This is a genomic window from Kribbella sp. NPDC058693, from assembly GCF_042715335.1.
Lineage (GTDB): Bacteria > Actinomycetota > Actinomycetes > Propionibacteriales > Kribbellaceae > Kribbella > Kribbella jiaozuonensis.
Genome location: NZ_JBHXSQ010000005.1, coordinates 269266 through 288752 on the forward strand (window position 1 = coordinate 269266; position 19487 = coordinate 288752).

14 protein-coding genes are annotated in these 19487 nt (G+C 68.8%); 9 read left to right on the plus strand and 5 right to left on the minus strand.

Annotated features, from left to right (window positions below):
* Positions 1–57: 57 nt before the first annotated feature.
* Genes ligA through ACFWUU_RS35625 form a run of 5 tightly spaced genes read right to left on the minus strand, consistent with a single transcriptional unit; the run spans position 58 to position 6170 of the window.
* Positions 58–2166 (minus strand): NAD-dependent DNA ligase LigA, encoded by a 2109-nt coding sequence (ligA, locus tag ACFWUU_RS35605; protein ID WP_380182404.1) that lies wholly within the window; start codon positions 2164–2166, stop codon positions 58–60.
* Positions 2167–2201: 35 nt separating this feature from the next.
* Positions 2202–3179: a methionine synthase vitamin-B12 independent gene (locus ACFWUU_RS35610; RefSeq protein WP_380182406.1), complete on the minus strand. Its 978-nt coding sequence runs from the start codon at positions 3177–3179 to the stop codon at positions 2202–2204.
* Positions 3176–4264, minus strand: a complete 1089-nt coding sequence (gene mnmA / locus ACFWUU_RS35615) for a tRNA 2-thiouridine(34) synthase MnmA (RefSeq protein ID WP_380182408.1) — start codon at positions 4262–4264, stop codon at positions 3176–3178. The genes ACFWUU_RS35610 and mnmA overlap by 4 nt, the downstream gene beginning before the upstream one ends.
* On the minus strand, positions 4264–5466 hold the full coding sequence (locus ACFWUU_RS35620) for a cysteine desulfurase family protein (protein WP_380182410.1): 1203 nt from the start codon (positions 5464–5466) through the stop codon (positions 4264–4266). The genes mnmA and ACFWUU_RS35620 overlap by 1 nt, the downstream gene beginning before the upstream one ends.
* Before the next feature lie 59 nt (positions 5467–5525).
* The gene (locus ACFWUU_RS35625) at positions 5526–6170 is read right to left on the minus strand and encodes a nucleotidyltransferase domain-containing protein (RefSeq protein ID WP_380182412.1); all 645 of its coding nucleotides are present in this window, start codon (positions 6168–6170) and stop codon (positions 5526–5528) included.
* 105 nt (positions 6171–6275) lie between these two features.
* Here ACFWUU_RS35625 and ACFWUU_RS35630 point away from each other — a divergent pair, with 105 nt between their 5' ends.
* The 9 genes from ACFWUU_RS35630 to menC are packed head-to-tail and all read left to right on the plus strand — an operon-like array spanning position 6276 to position 19474.
* Complete coding sequence (locus ACFWUU_RS35630; protein ID WP_380182414.1) at positions 6276–7664, plus strand: serine hydrolase domain-containing protein; 1389 nt, start codon at positions 6276–6278, stop codon at positions 7662–7664.
* 15 nt (positions 7665–7679) lie between these two features.
* Positions 7680–9269 (plus strand): ABC transporter substrate-binding protein, encoded by a 1590-nt coding sequence (locus ACFWUU_RS35635; protein WP_380182416.1) that lies wholly within the window; start codon positions 7680–7682, stop codon positions 9267–9269.
* Entirely contained in the window at positions 9266–10246 is a 981-nt protein-coding gene (locus ACFWUU_RS35640; protein ID WP_137259360.1) for an ABC transporter permease, read from the plus strand. The genes ACFWUU_RS35635 and ACFWUU_RS35640 overlap by 4 nt, the downstream gene beginning before the upstream one ends.
* Positions 10246–12120: a dipeptide/oligopeptide/nickel ABC transporter permease/ATP-binding protein gene (locus tag ACFWUU_RS35645; RefSeq protein ID WP_380182418.1), complete on the plus strand. Its 1875-nt coding sequence runs from the start codon at positions 10246–10248 to the stop codon at positions 12118–12120. The genes ACFWUU_RS35640 and ACFWUU_RS35645 overlap by 1 nt, the downstream gene beginning before the upstream one ends.
* Complete coding sequence (locus ACFWUU_RS35650; protein WP_380182420.1) at positions 12117–13097, plus strand: ABC transporter ATP-binding protein; 981 nt, start codon at positions 12117–12119, stop codon at positions 13095–13097. The genes ACFWUU_RS35645 and ACFWUU_RS35650 overlap by 4 nt, the downstream gene beginning before the upstream one ends.
* Positions 13094–16405, plus strand: a complete 3312-nt coding sequence (locus ACFWUU_RS35655) for a serine hydrolase (protein ID WP_380182422.1) — start codon at positions 13094–13096, stop codon at positions 16403–16405. Before ACFWUU_RS35650 ends, ACFWUU_RS35655 begins: the two co-directional genes overlap by 4 nt.
* Positions 16402–17517 carry a M20 family metallopeptidase gene (locus tag ACFWUU_RS35660; RefSeq protein ID WP_380182424.1) on the plus strand — a complete coding sequence of 372 codons (1116 nt, stop codon included), beginning with the start codon at positions 16402–16404 and terminating at the stop codon, positions 17515–17517. The genes ACFWUU_RS35655 and ACFWUU_RS35660 overlap by 4 nt, the downstream gene beginning before the upstream one ends.
* Positions 17514–18377 (plus strand): GNAT family N-acetyltransferase, encoded by an 864-nt coding sequence (locus ACFWUU_RS35665; RefSeq protein WP_380182427.1) that lies wholly within the window; start codon positions 17514–17516, stop codon positions 18375–18377. Before ACFWUU_RS35660 ends, ACFWUU_RS35665 begins: the two co-directional genes overlap by 4 nt.
* Complete coding sequence (gene menC, locus ACFWUU_RS35670) at positions 18377–19474, plus strand: o-succinylbenzoate synthase (protein ID WP_380182430.1); 1098 nt, start codon at positions 18377–18379, stop codon at positions 19472–19474. Before ACFWUU_RS35665 ends, menC begins: the two co-directional genes overlap by 1 nt.
* Positions 19475–19487: the final 13 nt, after the last annotated feature.

The following is a 19487-nucleotide window of genomic DNA, read 5'->3' on the forward strand; positions in this document are numbered from 1 at the left end:
AGTCCGACGGCTCAGCACAGCCGCCGGATCCACCTCGCACGAGGCAGTTGTGAATCGTTATCCCGCGTCCGGCGAACCGGTGGTCGCGACCGCGCTCGCCGCCTCGGCGCCGTCGGCCAGCAGGACCTCGAACCCGGCCGCGTCCAGGATCGGCACACCGAGCTGGACCGCCTTGTCGTACTTCGATCCCGGCGAGTCACCGACCACCACGAACGACGTCTTCTTCGACACCGAGCTCGCGACCTTCCCGCCGCGCCCGACGATCGCCTCCGTCGCCTCGTCCCGGCTGAACCCTTCGACGGTCCCGGTCACCACGACCGACAGCCCGCTCAGGATCTGCGGAAGGCTCGGCCCGGTGCGCTCCTCGCGCATGACCACGCCGGCCGCGAGCCAGTTGTCCACGATCTCCTGATGCCACGGCACCTGGAACCACTCGATCATCGCCTGCGCGATCGTCGGCCCGACGCCCTCGATCTCGGCCAGCTGCTCCTCGCTCGCCGAGCGGATGTCCTCGATGTTGTCGAACACCTCGGTCAACGCGGCGGCCGCGGTCGGCCCGACGTGCCGGATCGACAACGCGACCAACGCCCGGGACAGCGGCCTCGTCTTGGCCTCCTCCAGGTTCGTCAACAGCTTGCGCGCGTTCGCCGACAGGGCGCCGGCCTTCGTGGTGAAGAAGGCGCTCTCGGCAAGCTTCTCCTCGGTCAGCCCGAACAGGTCGGCCTCGTTCACGATCAGGCCGCCGGTGATCAACGCATCGGCCGCCTTGAACCCGAGCCCTTCGATATCGAACGCCGACCGACCAGCCAGGTAGAACAACCGCTCGCGCAGTTGTCCCTGGCAGTACTGCGAGTTCGGGCAGCGGATGTCGACGTCGGACTCCTTGGCCGGCGCCAGCACGGTGTCGCACCACGGGCACCGCGTCGGCATCTCCCACGCCGGCAGGCCCTTCGGACGCAGGTCCACCACTGGTCCGAGTACTTCGGGGATCACGTCGCCCGCTTTCCGCAGTACGACGGTGTCGCCGGGGCGGACGTCCTTGCGGGCGACCTCCTTGGCGTTGTGCAGCGTCGCGTACTCCACGGTCGACCCGGCGACGCGGACCGGCTCCATGTGGGCGAACGGGGTGACGCGGCCGGTGCGGCCGACGTTCACCTCGATCTCGATCAGCTTGGTGTTGACCTCTTCCGGCGGGTACTTGAACGCGATCGCCCAGCGCGGCGCGCTCGAGGTGGATCCGAGCGCGCGTTGCAGATCGACCTCGTCGACCTTCACCACGACACCGTCGATCTCGTGGTCGACCGAGTGGCGGTTCTCGCCGTAGTACGCGATGAACTCGTTGACTTCCTTGAGCGTCCCGACGCGACGGGCGCGGTCGCTGACCGGCAGGCCCCACGCCTTCAGCTGCTCGTACGCCTCCGACAAGCGGCCGATGTGGTGACCCTCGACCTTGCCGAGTCCGTGTACGACGAAGCGCAGCGGCCGGACCGCCGAGACCCGCGGGTCCTTCTGGCGCAGGGATCCGGCGGCGCTGTTGCGCGGGTTGGAGAAGACGTCCTTGCCGGCCTCGACGAGCTGCGCGTTGAGCTCCTCGAAGTCCTCGACGCGGAAGTAGACCTCGCCGCGGACCTCCAGGAAGGACGGGAGGTCCTTGCCCTTCAGCTGGTTCGGGATGCTCTTGATCGTGCGGACGTTGGGGGTGACGTCCTCGCCGGTGCGGCCGTCGCCGCGGGTCGCGCCGGTGACGAGCTTGCCGTTCTCGTACACCAGGTCGAGTGCGAGGCCGTCGACCTTGAGCTCGCAGATGAACCCGCTGTCGTGGATCTGCTGGAGCGTGACCTCGCGCTCGAGGCGCTTGGCCCACGCCTCCATCTGCTCGGCGGAGAACGCGTTCGCGAGGCTCTCCATCCGCATCGGGTGCTCCACCGGGGAGAACAGCGTGGAGATCGGGATGCCGACCTTCTGCGTGGGCGAATCCGGAGTACGGAGCTCGGGGTACTTCTCCTCGAGATCCTGCAGCTCATGCATCAGCGTGTCGAACTCGGCGTCCGAGATGATCGGGCTGGCCAGGTAGTACCGCGCCCGGTGGTCGTCGATCTCCGTGCTCAGCTCCGCGTGCCGCACCCGCGCCTCAGGCGTCGCAGCGCCCTTCTCCTCCGTGCCCATGAGCTGAACTTACAGGGGAAGACCGACTATTTTGCTCAGGCGTCGGCGGCTTCTCCGACGACGTCGACGATCCGGCGGAGGAGTTCCAGTCGCGTTCTGGCGTCGCTCGGTGACGGAGCGGCGGCGAGGCCGCAGGCCGGGGTGATCACGATCTGTTTCATCAGCTCCGGGTCCAGGCCGAGTTCACGCCAGCGGCGTACTAGCGGTGCGGCGGCGTGGTCGGGCTCCGGGATCGGGCCGGTGGTGGGGACGAGTCCGGCGTACAGGGTCGTGCCGGCTTCGGTGGCGATCGCGATCTGGTCCCAGGCGGCGTGGTTCAGGAGCGAGACGTCTATTGCTACCCCAGCGGCGCCTGACTTGGTGAAGACCTCGATCGGTGGGCGGGCGGCGCAGCAGTGGACGATTGTCGGCGCGGCCGTGGTGAACATGCTCAGGAGCTCCACTGCACCCGGACCGTCGACGGAGCGGTGCTTGCTCCAGCCGGACGCCGTCGGGACCGCTCCAGCGAGTACGGCGGGCAGTCCGGGCTCGTCGACCTGCAACACGAGCTCAGCGCCCGGCACGCGCTTCCGTACCTCGGCCACGTGCTGCTGCACCCCGTCAGCCAGCGCCTGCGCCAGATCACGCCGAGCGCCGTGATCCGCCAGCACCTTGTCGCCACGCGGCCGCTCCAGCGAAGCAGCCAGCGTCCACGGCCCGGTGACCTGGATCTTCAGCGGCCCCTCGTACTCGTACGCGTACTCCTCCAGCACGTCCAAGTCTTCCTGTAGCTGAGCCCGTGCCCGCCGCTGGTCCAGACTCGCCCGCGCATCGCCCCCACCGGTCAGCCGCCAGCCTGCCGGCTGCAGGTCCGCAGCCAGCTCGGTCAGTACGGCGACGGTTCGGCTCAGCATGTCGCCGTACGGGCGTGCCGGCAGTTCCGGGAGGAACGGGATGTCTACCAGCTCGAGTACGGCGCGCATCCACTCGCGAATGTCGTCTCCGGGGACTGAGCCGAGGCCCGTTGTCGTCATACGGCGGAGGCTACGCGCTGAACTGCGTCAATGGTCGCGGAGCCGATCACCCGGGTGCCGTCGTACAGAACGACCGCCTGTCCGGGGGCAACCGCGGCGGTGGGCTCGTCGAAGGAGACCCGCACCTGGTCGTCCTGGACTGTTGCGGTGACGGCGACTTCCTCGCCGTGTGCACGGAGCTGGGCGGTCGCGTGCAGCTCGGCGGTCGGCTCAGGACCGCACCAGCGGGGCTTGGATGCAGTCAGCTCCGAGACGGCCAGCTCGTCGCGGGAGCCGACCGTGACCGTGCGGTCCACCGGGCTGATGTCGAGGACGAACCGCGGCTTGCCGTCCGCCGCCGGAGTGCCGATCTTCAGCCCCTTGCGCTGGCCGATGGTGAAGCCGTGCGTGCCCTGGTGGGAGCCGAGCTTGTTGCCCTGTGCGTCGACGATGTCGCCCGGCGCCTCGCCCAGGTGGTGGCCGAGGAAACCCGCGGTGTTGCCGTCGGCAATGAAGCAGATGTCGTGGCTGTCCGGCTTGGCCGCCACCGACAGCCCGCGCCGCTCGGCCTCCGCCCGCACCTCGGTCTTCACCGTGTCGCCGAGCGGGAAGAACGCGTGGGCGAGCTGCTGCTGGGTGAGAACGCCGAGCACGTACGACTGGTCCTTGGCCGGATCCACCGCCCGGTGCAGCTCACGACCGGACGCAGTGTCCACGATCCGCGCGTAGTGACCGGTAGCGACCGCGTCGAAGCCCAGCGCGAGCGCCCGCTCCAGGACGGCGCTGAACTTGACCTTCTCGTTGCAGCGCAGACACGGGTTCGGCGTACGGCCGGCGGCGTACTCGCTGACGAAATCCTCGACCACGTCGGCGTGGAAGCGCTCGGCCAGGTCCCAGACGTAGAACGGGATGCCGATCACGTCCGCGGCCCGGCGGGCGTCGCGGGAGTCCTCGATCGTGCAGCAGCCACGAGCGCCGCTGCGGTACGACTGCGGGTTCCGGCTGAGTGCCAGGTGTACTCCGGTCACCTCGTGCCCGGCCTCGGCCATCCGCGCCGCCGCGACCGCGGAGTCCACTCCGCCGGACATGGCTGCGAGTACCCGCATCAGGTGTTCCTTCCCACGTTCTGCAGACCGGCGGACTTCGCGCGCTCCACTACCGGTCCGATGTTGTCCAGGACGGCGTCGATGTCGGCCCGGGTCGAAGTGTGCCCGAGGGTGAACCGGAGCGAGCCGCGGGCCCGCTGGTCGTCGTACCCCATGGCCAGCAGGACGTGACTCGGCTCGGCGACCCCGGCGTTGCATGCGGACCCGGTGGACACCTCGATGCCGCGTGCGTCGAGCAGCAGCAACAGCGAGTCGCCCTCGCAGTCGCTGAAGGACAAGTGTGCGTTATTGGGCAAGCGGCCGGCCGGGTCACCCGACAGCTGCGCGCCCTCGACCGTGCTGGTGATGCCCTCGATCAGCGCGTCCCGCAGCTCGGTGAGCCGGCGTGCCTCGTCGGCCTGGTGCTTGATCGCGTGCTCCATCGCCACGGCGAAGCCGGCGGTCGCAGGTACGTCGAGCGTGCCGGACCGTACGTCGCGCTCCTGTCCCCCGCCGTGCAGGATCGGAGTCAGCTTGGTCTCCTTGTGGACGACGAGCGCACCGATCCCGTACGGACCGCCGAGCTTGTGCGCCGACACCGTCATCGCGTCCACGCCCAGCTCGCTGAAGTCCACCGGCACCTGCCCGATCGCCTGCACCGCGTCGGTGTGCACGGGTACGCCGTACTGCTGGGCGAGCTCCGCGATCTCCCGGACCGGCTGGAGCGTGCCGACCTCGTTGTTGGCCATCATCAACGTGATGAACGACACGGACTCCGGATCGCTCTCGACGGCCCGCCGTACGTCGTCCGGGCTCACCCGGCCCAACTCGTCGACCGGCAGCCACTCGATCTCGGCCTGCTCGTGCTGACCGAGCCAGATCGCCGGGTCGAGGACGGCGTGGTGCTCGATACCGCTCAGCAGGATCCGGCGGCGGCGCGGGTCCTCGGCCAGGCGGGACCACCACAGGCCCTTCAGCGCGAGGTTGTCCGCCTCGGTGCCGCCGGAGGTGAACACCACTTCACTGGGCTGCGCGCCGAGCGCGGCAGCGATCGACTCGCGTGATTCCTCGACCGTCCGCCGGGCACACCGGCCCGAGCCGTGCAGGGACGACGCATTGCCGGTGCGGGCGAGGTGATGGGTCATCGCCTCGATCGCAGCCGGGAGCATCGGAGTCGTCGCCGCGTGGTCCAGGTACACCGTGCGGCGGTCGGAAGCAGTCATGTCGGTTTCAAGAGTATGTCCGCCACGGATGTTCCCGCGTGTTGGGCCTGTCAGGCGGACTACCTGCGGATCCGGCCCGGCCAGGCGTGACCGGGGTGCAGGTGGTCGATCATGTCGGCCAACCACGTCCGCTGCGCCCGGCTGAGGAGCGGCAGCGCGGCGGCCAGGTCCTGCTCGTCCTTGGGCCGGGCGAGCTTGGCTTTGTAGGCCAGCGCCACCTCGGGGTTGAGATATCGGATTCCGTCGGGCGCCACCCAGGTGATCTCGTCGAGGGCGAAGTCGAGGCTGGGATCACGGCGGAAGACCCAGCGGCCGTCGCGGTCCGGGTTGACGACCACGTCGAACTCCCACGGCGACAGGGCGTGCTGCCGGAGCCAGATCTGGTCGGCCTCGTCGGGCTGCTCCGGGCGCTGGTCGGTCAGCGGCTGGAGCCGGCCGCCGGCGTTGGACCACAGGTCGTAGGAGCCCTGCAGGTGCTGCCGGAGCGGCTCGATGTCGCGGCGCCACAGCGACAGGTCGACGTCCTCGTGCTCCCGCCGTACGCCGGTGAACGCCTCGATCGCCCAGCCACCGGCGATCCACCACTGGCCGTCGTAGCCGTCCAGAATGCGCTGGGCGTCGGCCGGGGTGGATTGCTTCCAGGGGCCGTAGAGGCGCTGGAAGGCGAGCTCTTCGGGGTCCAAGCCGTCGGGGTAGCTGACCACCGGTCGATCATGGCACCCGTGCTTCGTCGGATCGAACGAATTGCGGTCGGCTCCTCGTTCGCCGGCACCAATACCGGGAGGTGGTCGCGCGCCTAACGTCGGCGCATGGCGACTCTGAGCGAGATCGAGACGTGGCTACAAGACCGGCTGGCGACGCTGCTCGCCGAGCATCAGGTCCCCGGTGCAGCGGTCGGCGTACTGCTGGGCGGCGAGGTGATCGACCACGCGGCCGGCGTACTGAGCAAATCGACCGGAGTCGACACGACACCTGACTCGGTGTTCCAGATCGGTTCGATCACCAAGGTCTGGACGACCACGCTGGTGATGCAGCTGGTCGACGAGGGCAAGCTGGACCTCGACCAGCCGATCCGGACCTACCTGCCCGAGTTCGTCATCGCGGACGAGGCCGCGGCCGCCGTGATCACCACCCGGCAGCTGCTCTGCCACACCGCCGGGTTCGAGGGCGACATCTTCAACGAGACCGGCAAGGGCGACGACGCCGTCGAGAAGTTCGTCGCCTCGCTGTCCACGACCACGCAGCTCTTCCCGCCCGGCGAGATGTTCTCCTACAACAACGCCGGCTTCGCAGTACTCGGGCGTCTCGTCGAGGTACTGCGTGGCACGCCGTACGACGCTGCACTGCGGGAGCACGTCTTCACGCCGCTCGGCCTGGCCCACGCCGCGACCGATCCGTACGAGGCGATCCTGCACCGGGCCGCCGTCGGACACATCCAGCCGGAGACCGACGCCGCGCCCGTAGCCGCACCGATCTGGGCGATGACCCGCGGCATGGCTCCCGCCGGCGCGATGCTGGCGATGAGTGCTCGCGACCTGCTCGCCTTCGCCAAGCTCCACCTGGACTCCGGTACTGCGGCCGACGGCAAGGCCGTCCTGAGCGCCGCCAGCGTCAAGGCGATGCAGGAACCGCAGATCAAGCTGCCCGCCCTCGGGATGATGGGCGAGTCGTGGGGCCTCGGCTGGGAGCTGTTCGACTGGGGCGGTACCAAGGTGATCGGCCACGACGGCGGGACGATCGGCCAGAACGCCTTCCTGCGTGTCGTTCCCGAGCACGGGCTCGCCGTCGCGCTGCCGACCAACGGCGGCGAGACCATCGAGGTCTACAAGAAGGTCTTCGGCCACCTGGTCCAGGAGCTTGCCGGACTGACCCTGCCGCCGCTGCCCACCCCACCGGCCGAGCCGGCGCCGGTGGACGTGGACCGGGTCCTCGGCACCTACAGCTGCGAGGTCGCCGACATCACCGTGCGCCAGGACGACGACGGGAAGATCTGGCTCGACCAGACCCCGAAGGGCATCTTCACCGAGCTCGGTCCGAAACCCGATCCGGTCGAGCTGGTCGGTCGCGACGAGCAGAGCCTGATCGCGGTCAAGCCCGAGCATGGCATGCACCAGCCGCACGTCTTCGTCGGCGACGACGGCTCCGGCCGTGCCCTGTACCTGCACAGCGGCCGGGCCCTCCGCCGCGCAGCTGTCTGACTCCCGGAGGCTTTCATGAGATGGGTACACATCGCCGCTGGTGCACTGGTCGCCGGTCTCGCACTGTCCGCCTGCAGTTCGGGTGAGCAGACCGCGAGTACCAATCAGGCCGCCGAGGGCAAGACGATGACCATGGCGATCAGCGCCGACCCCGGCAACCTCGATCCGCAGTTCACCTCGTTGTCGGTCACCATGCAGGTCGACTGGTTCCTGTACGACTCGCTGGTCGGCATCAGCCCGGACGGCAAGCAGGTGCCTGGTCTCGCCGACAAATTCGAGGGCAACAGCACCACGGCGAAGTACACACTGCGCAAGGGAGTCACCTGCGCGGACGGGAGCCCGCTGACGGCCAGTACGGTCGCGCAGAACATCAACTTCGTCGGCGACCCGGCCAACAAGTCGACGCGGATCGGTGTGTTCATCCCACCGGGCGCAAAGGCGACGGCCGACGACGCGACCGGCACAGTCACCGTGACAGCGCCGGCACCGGACGCCTTCCTGGTGCGCAACGTCGGTGGGCTGCACATCGTGTGCAGCAAGGGGATGAAGGATCGCACCATCCTCAAGCAGGGTTCGGACGGCACGGGCATGTACACGGTCGCGGAGGCCGTCCCCGGCGACCACTACACGCTCACTCGACGCAAGGAGTACGCGTGGGGGCCGGGTGACTTCAAGCAGGGACAGTCCGGTCTGCCGGACAAGGTTGTGCTGAAGGTGGTCAGCAACGAGACCACTGCGGCCAACCTGCTGCTGTCCGGGCAGGTCAACGTCGCCGCGATCGCCGGACCGGACAAACAGCGGCTGCAGGCTCAGAAGACGTTCCAGCGTGAGGCAGGCACCCCACTGGGTGAGCTCTGGTTCAACCAGAAGTCCGGTCTGCCCACCGCGGACATCGGAGTACGCAAGGCGCTTACGCAGGCACTCGACCTCGCTCAGCTGGGCAAGGTGATCACCAGCGGTACTGGTTCGCCGGCTACCCGATTGGTTGCCCCCGGCATGGGCCCGTGCCCGGACGACACCGTCACCGGCAACCTGCCCGGTCACGACCTGGACGCGGCCAAGGCAGCGCTCGACGCGGCGGGCTGGCGACCCGGAGCGGGTGGCATCCGGGAGAAGGCCGGTACGAAGCTGTCGCTGGTCTTCTACTACCCGACCAGCCTCGGCCCGACGCTGCAGTCCGGCGCGGAGCTGCTCCAGAAAGCGTGGAGTGAGCTGGGTGTCGATGTGTCCCTCAAGGCCGTCTCCACTGCCGAGATCAGCACTGTCGTCCTGGCCGGGCAAGGCACCTGGCATGCCGGTCTGATCCCGCTGACCGTGTCCCTGCCCAGCCAGCTGGTCAGCTTCCTCTCCGGCACCGGTCCCCCGAACGGCAGCAACTTCTCCTCGATCAAGAACCCGGAGTACGACGCTGCCGTGGCCAAGGCCGCCGCGATCCCCGGCGCCGATGGCTGCGCGGACTGGGCGACGGCCGAGCGCGCTCTGTTCAAGCAGGTCAACCTGGTGCCGTTCGTGAACGCAACCGTGCCGGTCTTCGGCAAGGGCGCGACCTTCGACCTGAGCGAGGGCAGCGTGATCCCGTCGTCGATCAAGATGCTCAGCCAGTGACGGCCACCGTCAGCAGCCCGGTCCTCACCACACACCCGTGGCTGGGCTTCGCCGTACGGCGGCTCGGCCGGCTGGTCGGCTCTGTCCTCGTCCTGGTCAGCGCTGCCTTCCTGATGATCCACCTGATCCCAGGTGACCCGGTCCGGGGAGCTCTCGGACCAGCTGCCGCACAGAGCCTCGTCGACGCCCAGCGCGCCTCGCTGGGCCTCGACGACCCGCTCTGGCAGCAGTACCTGAACTTCTTGCACCACCTGGTCACAGGCAACCTCGGTACGTCGATCACGACCGGACTGCCCGTCTCCGACGTGATCCGGGATCGCCTACCGGCCACGGTCGAGCTGGCCGTGGCGGCGTTCCTGGTGGCCGTGCTGATCGCCGTACCGCTCGGTCTGGTGATGGGCGTCCTGACTCGCGGAGGCCGTCGGCCACGAGCTGAGCTGGGCTTCACCTCGACCGCTGTGGTGCTCGCTGCGATTCCTGAGTTCCTGTTGGCGGTTGGGCTCGTCTACGTGTTCGCGGTGACGCTGCACTGGTTCCCGGTCGCGGGTCGCGGCAGCGTCGCGTCGTACGTGCTGCCGGTGCTGTCGCTGGCAGTTGGTCCGGCTGCTGTGCTCGCACGGATCTGTCGCGTGGAGTTGCTAGCCGTGCTGCAGACGGACTACCTGCGCACGGCCCGCGCGAAGCGCTTGCCTCCGGCGGCTATCTACCTGCGGCACGCACTGCCGAACGCAGTGACGGCCACGATCACGCTGGGCGGTCTGCTGCTCGGTGGCATGGTCGCCGGGACCGTCCTGGTCGAGAACGTCTTCGGCTGGCCCGGGCTCGGCAGCACGATCGTGTCCTCGATCATCGCGAAGGACTACCCGCTGGTGCAGGGCGTGGTCCTCGTGTACGGCGTCGGCGTACTGCTGGTGAATCTGGCCGTCGACGTGACGCTCGCCCTACTCGACCCCCGATCCACCATCAGGGAGAGCTGATGCGCCGCCGTTGGATGGCAGTACTGCGAACCCCGGTCGGCGCCGGTGCCGCCCTGCTGCTGCTCGTCGTACTCCTGCTCGCCGTCTTCGCGCCGGTCCTCTGGTCAGACCAGGCGAACGCGATAGACACCGACCACCTGCTGCAGGGACCGTCTGCGGAGCACTGGCTCGGCACCGACAACCTCGGCCGCGACATCTTCTACCGTGTGCTCGTCGCATCGCGTACGTCGATCCTGCTGGCACTGCTCGCGACGTCAATCGCAGTGGTCACCGGGCTCGCGCTGGGCAGTGCGCCCGCGATCCTGGGCAGGCGTGGCGGCCGGATCGCGACGGCTGTCGTGAACATCGCGGTCGCGTTTCCCGGGCTGCTGCTGGCGCTGTTCTTCGCCGTCGTGTTCGGAGTGGGCGCGAAGGGCGCCGTACTGGCGATCGGCTTCGCGGGTGCGCCGTCCTTCGCGCGGCTGACGCAGACGCTGGTCGCAGGGGTCGCGGAGCGGGACTTCATCTCGGCGGCGCGGATCGCGGGGGTCGGCCGGTTCCGGATGCTCGTGCGGCACATCCTGCCGAACATCGCCGAGCCGCTGGTGGTCAACGCGACGATCGGCGCGGGCGGCACGCTGCTCGCCTTCGCAGGACTGTCGTTCATCGGGCTGGGCGTGCAGCCGCCGGCGTACGACTGGGGCCGGATGCTGGGCGAGAGCCTCAGCGGCATCTACGTGCATCCAGCCGCGGCACTCGCCCCCGGAGTCGCTGTGGTCATTGCAGGGCTGGCGTTCAACCTCTTCGGCGAGGCGGTGGCGAAGGGTCTCGGCGTACAGGTTCCCCGCGCGCGCTGGACCGACCGTACGCCGGAAGCCACGCCTGCACGTGACGACGACAACGACGCTGTGCTTGTGGTGGAGGACCTGCAGGTCAGCTTCCCCGGACCGGTCACGCCAGTCCGCGGTGTGAGCTTCACGATCCACAAGGGCGAGATCGTCGGCGTGGTCGGCGAGTCCGGCTCGGGGAAGAGTCTGACCGCACTCGCGGTCGCCCAGCTGATCGAGCCGCCTGGGCAGGTACGTGCCGCCGAGCTCTCGTTTCTCGGCGCTCCCCTGCTCGGCCGGCTGCCGGTCCGCAGTACGGCGGCGGTGCGGCGACGGCTACTGGGTACGTCGTTCGCGATGGTGTTCCAGGACCCGATGACCTCGTTCAACCCGACCAAGCGGATCGGCGTACAACTGGCTGAGGGTGCACGCGAGCATCAGGGCCTCACTCGTCGGGCCGCGATGGACCGGGCGATCGACCGGCTGCGGGCGGTACGGGTACCTGCTGCAGAGCGCCGGGCGCGGCAGTACCCGCATGAGTTCTCCGGCGGCATGCGGCAGCGGGCCATGATCGGCATGGGGCTGATGGGTGCGCCGGCGTTGATCGTCGCCGACGAGCCGACGACCGCCCTCGACGTCACCGTGCAGCGGCAGGTACTGCGGTTGCTGGAGACCATCCGCACCGAGGACGACGTCGCAGTGCTGCTGATCAGCCACGACATCAGCGTGGTCTCCCAGATCTGCGATCGCGTCCTGGTGATGTACGCCGGACGCATCGTCGAGGACCTCCCGTCGACGGAGCTGGCCACTGGTGCGCGGCATCCGTACACGCGGGCGCTGCTGGCCGCAGTGCCCGATCTGGATACTCCGCTCGACGAACCGCTCGCGGTGATCCCAGGGCGTCCGGTGGATCTGGCGCGGATGCCGGTGGGGTGTGCGTTCGCGGAGCGCTGTGCGTTCGCGTCGGACCGCTGCCGGGCCGAGGACCCTGTGCTGGTCGATCAGGTGGCGTGCTGGCATCCGCAGGCGCAGGCTGAGTACTCGAACTTCCGGACGGGGCAGCGATGAGCGAACTGCGCTTCGAAGACGTGACGGTCCGGTACGGGCGCGCGCTGACGGCTGTCGACGGGGTCGACCTGACCGTGCCGTCGGGTCAGGTGGTCGGACTGGTCGGTGAGTCCGGGTCGGGCAAGTCGACGCTGGCCCGGGCGGCGGTTGGGTTGGCCGAACCTGCGGGCGGGCGGATCCTGCTGGACGGAGTACCGATGCGGGATCGGCGTCCGCTGCAGATGGTGTTCCAGGATCCGTACTCCTCACTGGATCCACGGATGACCATCGGCGACTCGATCGCCGAGGCGATGCCCGGAGCGGATCGTCGACGCGACGAGGTGGTCCGGTTGCTCGAGCTCGTCGGACTGGAGGCCGACCGGGTGTCGGCGTACCCGGGTGCGCTGTCGGGCGGTCAGCGGCAGCGGGTCGCGATCGCGCGGGCGCTGGCGGGCAAGCCGGAGGTGCTCATCGCCGACGAGATCACCTCCGCTCTGGATGTGTCGATCCAGGGCACGGTGCTGAACCTGGTCCGGACGCTGCAACGCGAGCTGCGGTTGTCGATGCTGTTCATCTCGCACAACCTGGCCGTCGTGCGGTACGTCAGCGACATCGTCGCCGTCATGTACCTGGGCCGGATCGTCGAAGTCGGACCGGCCTACGACGTACTCAGCAACCCTCAACACCCTTACACGAAAGAGCTTCTCGCGGCCGCTCCGCGACGCGGCTCGACCTCGTTGCCGCCACCGGACGAGGACCTGGTCGCCGACGCCGAGCCGGCCGATCCGCATCATCCGCCGGCGGGCTGCCGGTTCCATCCGAGGTGCCCGATAGGTCCGCTGATCCGGACCGACCGCGAGCACTGTCTGACCCTCGATCCCACTCCCGAGGCCGATCACCGTCTGCACCGCGCCGCCTGTCACCACGCAGCCGGCGTACTGCGGGCGGTCGGCTCGAACCCGCCTGTACTGCAGGAACTCAAGGAGGACTCCCAGTGACCCGACGTCTGCGCATCGACGACCTGACCGAGCTAGCCGTACCTGAGCAGCCGGCGCTGTCGCCGGACGCCACCCAGCTCGTCTACGTCCTCCGGACCACCGACGTGAAGGCCGACCGCACACTGCGGAGTCTGTGGCGGATCCCGGCCTCCGGTGGTACGCCGCAGCACCTGACCCGCGGCGAATCGGACACCACCCCTGTTTGGTCGCCGGACGGATCGCAGTTGGCGTTCCTGCGAGCCAAGGACGGGCCCGCGCAGATCTGGCTGCTGCCGGCCGGAGGTGGTGAGCCGTCGCAGCTCACCGAGCTGCCGCTGGGTGCGGGAGCTCCGAAGTGGAGTCCGGATGGCAAGCGGATCGCTTTCGCTGCACCAGTCGAGACTGCGGCTGGTGACGAGCACGCGCCGATCGCCACGGAGCGGCTGGACTACCAAGCGGACGGCGCAGGCTGGCTGCGGACGATCCGCAAGCACCTGCACCTGGTGGAGGTCGAGTCGAAGGAGTGCCGTCAGGCCACGGAGGGCGACTGGCACGCCGGCGACCCGGCCTGGTCACCGGACGGGTCCAAGCTCGCCTTCGGAGCAGCCACCGCACCTGACGCTGACCTGACCCCGACTGCTCCGGCGTACGTGCTCGACGCCTCAGATGCCAAGGCGAAACCGCAGCTGGTCGGTCTGGCTGACGGACTGACCGGCACGGTGACATGGACCGCGGACGGCGCCGGACTGCTCATCGTCGGCATGCTCTCCGGACCGGTTGGTCACGCTGGGCTTCTGAAGCTCTCCCTGGACACCGGCGACGTGGTGAACCTGGCGGCGCCGCTCGACCGCAACGTGATGGCCGGCGGACCGGCGTACCCGGGTGCCGTGCCAACCCTCGTGGACGAGGCTGTCCTTCTCGCGGTCCGGGACCGCGGGTGTACGCACCTGTTCTCGGTGCCCGTCGACGGTGGCACGCCTCAGCATGTTTTTGGCGAACCGGGGCAGGTCGTGTCCGGCCTGTCCGTGGCGGCTGGTGTGGCGACGTTCGTGCTCAGCACGCCGACGTCCTTCGGGGAGATCGTCACGCTGGACCTGGCGACCGGCGAGGCGACAACGCGGACGACGTACGGCGAGAAGGTCCCGGACGCGTTTGTAAGAGAGGAGAGGCAGTTCACGATCTCCGACGGGACAGTGGTGTCCGGCTGGCTCGTCCGCGACCCGGCCGCCGACGGTCCGCAGCCGCTGCTGCTGGACATCCACGGCGGTCCGCACAACGCGTGGAATGCTGCAGCCGACGAGGTGCACCTCTACCACCAAGAGCTCGCCGCCCACGGCTGGACCGTACTCCTGCTCAACCCTCGTGGCAGTGACGGCTACGGCGAGGAGTTCTTCAACGCAGCCCTCGGCGCCTGGGGTACGGCGGATGCGCCCGACTTCCTCGAGCCGCTCGACGAACTGGTTGCCGAGGGCATCGCTGACGCCGACCGCCTGGCCGTCGCGGGCTACAGCTACGGCGGATTCATGACCTGTTACCTGACCAGCCGCGACGACCGGTTCGCCGCAGCCGTGACCGGCGGTGTGGTCAGCGACCTCACCAGCATGGCCGGTACGTCGGACATGGGCCACTTCCTCGACGTGTACGAGCTGAACAGCTCCACCGACTACAGCTCGATGTCGCCGTTCGCCGAGGTCAGCAAGGTGGCAACGCCGACGCTGATCCTGCAGGGCGACGCCGACGTGCGCTGCCCGATCGGACAGGCTCAGCAGTGGCACACTGCGCTGCGCGAGAACGGCGTACCGAGCCAGCTGGTGCTGTACCCGGACGCCAGTCACCTGTTCATCGTCGAGGGCCGGCCGTCGCATCGCCTCGACTTCAACCGGCGCATCCGCGACTGGGTCGAGCAGTACGCCGGTGACGCGAGCGGTCCGCGCCGGGCGAAGATCGACGCGGCGCACTGGCAGCGCCGGTTGACCACGCTGGCCGCGCGGCACGGCGTACCAGGTGCGACGCTCGGCATCCTGCGGGTGCGGCCGGGCGTGGAGGACGAGCTGGTGGAGGCGGCGACCGGCGTACTGAACAAGGACACCGGAGTGGCGACCACGACCGACTCGGTCTTCCAGATCGGTTCCATGTCGAAGGTCTGGACGGCGACGCTCGCACTGCAGCTGGTCGACGAAGGACTGCTCGAGCTGGACGCACCGATCAGCCAGGTGCTGCCAGAGCTGCAGCTGGGCGATCCGGACGTCGCGAAGCAGGTGACGATGCGGCACCTGCTCACGCACACCAGCGGGATCGACGGCGACGTCTTCACCGACACGGGCCGAGGTGATGACTGCCTGGAGAAGTACGTCGACCTGCTGGCCGATGTCGTCCAGAACCATCCGCTCGGCGCGACGTGGTCGTACTGCAACTCCGGCTTCTCGCTGGCGGGCCGGGTGATCGAGAAGCTCACCGGCTCCACCTGGGACCAGGCGCTGCGGGACCGGATCATCACACCGCTCGATCTGCAGAACACAGTCACGCTGCCAGAAGAGGCGCTGCTCCGTTCGGCTGCGGTCGGGCACGTGAGCGAAGGCGAAGAGGAGCCGAAGCGCGCACCGGTCTGGCAACTCCCCCGCTCGCTCGGCCCGGCCGGACTGATCACGTCAACCGTGGCGGACGCGCTGGCGTTCGCCCGACTGCACCTCAACGACGGCGTCGCGCCGGACGGCACCAGGCTGCTCAGCGAGGACTCGGTGACGGCGATGGCCGCGCAGCAGGCGGAGCTGCCGGACAAGTACTCGCTCGGTGACTCGTGGGGGCTCGGCTGGATCCGGTTCGGTTGGGACGGCCGTCGGTTGATCGGGCACGACGGCAACACGATCGGCCAGGCCGCGTTCCTGCGGGTACTGCCGGACGAGGGGCTGGCCGTCGTACTGCTGACCAACGGCGGTCACACGCGTGACCTGTACGAGGACCTCTACCGGGAGATCTTCGACGAGCTGGCCGGCGTCTCGATGCCGACGCCGTTGGCTCCCCCGGCAGAGCCGCTGGAGGTCGACGTACGCCGGCATGTCGGCCGGTACGAGCGGGCCAGCACGATCCAGGAGGTGCTGGTCGACGACGAGGGTCCGCTGCTGCGGATGACGATCACCGGGCCGCTGGCCGAGCTGCTGCCCGAGCCGACGGAAGAGCTGCGCATGACGCCGGTCGACGACAGCGGCGACCTGTTCGTGGTCCGAGCGCCCGGGTCGCTCACGTGGACTCCGGTGACGTTCTACTCGCTGCCGACCGGCGAGAAGTACGTGCACTTCGGAGTCCGGGCTACGCCGAAGGTCAGCGGATGAGTGAGTCGGTCTTCGCGGCGCGGTTGCCGCAAATGCTCGCGGATCTCGAAACGCTGGTCACCTGTGAGTCGCCGTCGTCGGATGTCGCGGCGGTGGCTCACAGCGCGGATGTCGTGGCCCAGCTCGGAGCGGAGCGGCTGGGCTCCAAGCCGGAGTACGTCGTGGTCGACGGCTGCACGCATCTGCGGTGGCGGCTCGGTGACGGACCGCGCCGGGTCCTGGTACTCGCGCATCACGACACCGTCTGGCCACTCGGTTCGCTGACCACGCATCCGTTCACGATCGAGGACGGCGTACTGCGGGGGCCGGGGTGCTTCGACATGAAGGCCGGCCTGGTGATGGCTTTGCATGCGATCTCCACGTTGCCGTCGGCAACTGTCACACTGCTGGTGACCGGCGATGAGGAACTCGGTTCGCCGTCGTCGCGGGAGCTGATCGAGACCGAAGCCGCGGGATGCTCGGCCGCTTTGGTGCTGGAGGCGTCGGCGGATGCCGGTGCGCTCAAGCTCGAGCGGAAGGGCGTCTCGGTCTACGAGGTGCGGATCACCGGCCGGGCCGCGCACGCCGGCCTGGAGCCGGAGCTCGGCATCAACGCCTCGGTCGAGGCCGCGCACCAAGTGCTTGCCGTGAGCAACCTTGGCGACGCCGAGCTGGGTACGACGGTGACGCCGACGGTGCTGACCTCGGGGACCACGCGGAACACCGTGCCGGCTGCCGCTGCGTTCTTCGTCGATGCGCGTGCGTGGACGGTCGAGGAGCAACTGCGGGTGGACGAGGCGATGCACGCACTGCTCCCCGTGCTGCCCGGCAGCTCACTGGACATCATCGGCGGGCCGAACCGGCCGCCGCTGGAACGGAAGATGTCCGAAGAGCTGTACGCGCGAGCTTCCCGGCTCGCGGTGGATCTGGCCCTGCCGGCTTTGCGGTCGGTTGCGGTCGGCGGCGGATCGGACGGCAACTTCACCGCAGGCATCGGTACGCCGACCCTCGATGGCCTGGGCGCCGTCGGTGGTGGCGCGCACGCCGACAACGAACACGTCGTGGTTGCCGAACTCGCCCCGCGGACAGCTCTACTGGCCGCTTTGCTGACCGATCTGATGGACCGGCCATGACGCTCGATCTCAGCCCGTCGATTGCCGCCGCGACGGAGGCGGGTATCGACGCGGCGGTTGCGGCCGGAGTGCGGGTGCGTGAGTTGCGGGAGCTGGCTGAGCTGGATGAGGTCTATCAGCTGTACGACTCGATCTGGCGGCCGGATCCGAGCAATCCGCCGGTGACGACCGAGCTGCTGCGGGCGTTGACAAAGGCCGGCAACTACGTCGGCGGCGCGTACGACGGCGACGAGCTGATCGGCGCCTGCGTCGGGTTCTTCTCGGCACCGGCCGAGGTCTCGATGCACAGCCACGTCGCCGGGGTATCGGGGGCTGCGCGCGGACGCAACGTCGGGTTCGCGTTGAAACTGCATCAGCGCGCCTGGGCCTTGCGCCGCGGCGTGTCGACGATCTCGTGGACGTTCGATCCGCTGATCCGGCGCAACGCGTACTTCAACGTGGCGAAGCTCGCGGCGCGGCCGACGGAGTACCTGACGAACTTCTACGGCGATATGCGCGACGGGATCAACAGCGGCGACGACACCGATCGGTTACTGGTCCGGTGGGAGTTGGACACTCCTGCTGTGGGTGCCGCTGCGGCTCGCCGGTCCGCGATCACCGACGTCGGGTTGATGCCTGGGGCAACGGTTGCGCTGGCGTGTGGAGCGGACGGGCGGCCGACTGAAGGTGCACCCGCTGGTGACGTGCTGCTGGTCGCCGTACCGCCTGATGTCGAGGGGTTGCGGCGTACGGATCCGGGTGCCGCGAAGGCGTGGCGGGCGGCGTTGCGTGAGGTACTGGGCGGGTTGCTCGCGGATGGTGCGCGGGTGACCGGATTCGATCGGGCCGGATGGTATGTCGTCGAGCAGAAGGGGTTGTGATGAAGCTGACCGGATTCGAGCTGCGGCGGATCTCGATGCCGTTGGTGTCGCCGTTCCGGACGTCGTTCGGCACCGAGACGACGCGGGACGTGCTGCTCGTGCGCGCCGTGAGTACGGAGGCCGAGGGGTGGGGCGAGTGCGTTGCGATGAGCGCGCCGCTGTACTCGTCGGAGTACGTCGACGCGGCGGCCGACGTACTGCGGCGGTTCTTCGTACCGGCACTGGCTTCGGTGGATTCTGCTGTCGAGGTCGGGCCCGCGTTGAGTCGATTCCACGGGCATCGGATGGCCAAGGCCGCGGTGGAGACCGCCGTACTCGATGCTGAACTGCGGGCCGAGAACAGGCCGTTGGCGCGTGAGTTGGGTGCCGTGAAGGATCGGGTGCCGTGCGGGGTGTCGGTCGGGATCATGGACTCGATCGGTGAGTTGCTGGATGCCGTCGGTGGGTATCTCGAGCAGGGGTACATGCGGATCAAGCTGAAGATCCAGCCGGGGTGGGACATCGAGCCGGTGCGCGCCGTACGGGAGCAGTTCGGCAACATCCTGCTGCAGGTCGACGCCAACACGGCGTACACGCTGGCGGACGCACGACACCTGGCTCGGCTCGATCCGTTTGATTTGTTGCTGATCGAGCAGCCCCTCGACGAGGAGGACGTGCTCGGGCACGCGGATCTGGCCCAGCAGATCAGTACGCCGGTCTGCCTGGACGAGTCGATCACGTCAGCGCGCGCGGCGGCCGCTGCGATCCGGCTGCGTGCTTGCGCGATCGTCAACATCAAGCCGGGACGCGTCGGCGGATATCTGGAGGCGCGGCGCATCCACGACGTCTGCGTCGCCAACGACATCCCGGTATGGTGCGGCGGCATGCTCGAAACCGGCATCGGCCGAGCCGCGAACGTTGCCCTAGCCGCCCTACCTGGTTGCACGCTGCCCGGCGACACGTCGGCCTCGGACCGTTACTACCGGACCGACATCACGCCGCCGTTCACCCTCGACGACGGGTATCTGCCGGTGCCGACGAGCCCCGGCATCGGGATCGAGCCGCTCGAGGCCGAACTGGCCGCCGTGACCACTGCTACCGAATGGCTGCCGCTTTGACGCTTACCCTGGG

What these genes read in the sequence shown, in the direction of transcription:
- ligA (WP_380182404.1), bottom strand. Translation starts at nt 2,166, where the DNA reads ATGGGCACGGAGGAGAAGGGCGCTGCGACGCCTGAGGCGCGGGTGCGG.
- ACFWUU_RS35610 (WP_380182406.1), bottom strand. Translation starts at nt 3,179, where the DNA reads ATGACGACAACGGGCCTCGGCTCAGTCCCCGGAGACGACATTCGCGAG.
- mnmA (WP_380182408.1), bottom strand. Translation starts at nt 4,264, where the DNA reads ATGCGGGTACTCGCAGCCATGTCCGGCGGAGTGGACTCCGCGGTCGCG.
- ACFWUU_RS35620 (WP_380182410.1), bottom strand. Translation starts at nt 5,466, where the DNA reads ATGACTGCTTCCGACCGCCGCACGGTGTACCTGGACCACGCGGCGACG.
- ACFWUU_RS35630 (WP_380182414.1), top strand. Translation starts at nt 6,276, where the DNA reads ATGGCGACTCTGAGCGAGATCGAGACGTGGCTACAAGACCGGCTGGCG.
- ACFWUU_RS35635 (WP_380182416.1), top strand. Translation starts at nt 7,680, where the DNA reads ATGAGATGGGTACACATCGCCGCTGGTGCACTGGTCGCCGGTCTCGCA.
- ACFWUU_RS35645 (WP_380182418.1), top strand. Translation starts at nt 10,246, where the DNA reads ATGCGCCGCCGTTGGATGGCAGTACTGCGAACCCCGGTCGGCGCCGGT.
- ACFWUU_RS35650 (WP_380182420.1), top strand. Translation starts at nt 12,117, where the DNA reads ATGAGCGAACTGCGCTTCGAAGACGTGACGGTCCGGTACGGGCGCGCG.
- ACFWUU_RS35660 (WP_380182424.1), top strand. Translation starts at nt 16,402, where the DNA reads ATGAGTGAGTCGGTCTTCGCGGCGCGGTTGCCGCAAATGCTCGCGGAT.
- ACFWUU_RS35665 (WP_380182427.1), top strand. Translation starts at nt 17,514, where the DNA reads ATGACGCTCGATCTCAGCCCGTCGATTGCCGCCGCGACGGAGGCGGGT.
- menC (WP_380182430.1), top strand. Translation starts at nt 18,377, where the DNA reads ATGAAGCTGACCGGATTCGAGCTGCGGCGGATCTCGATGCCGTTGGTG.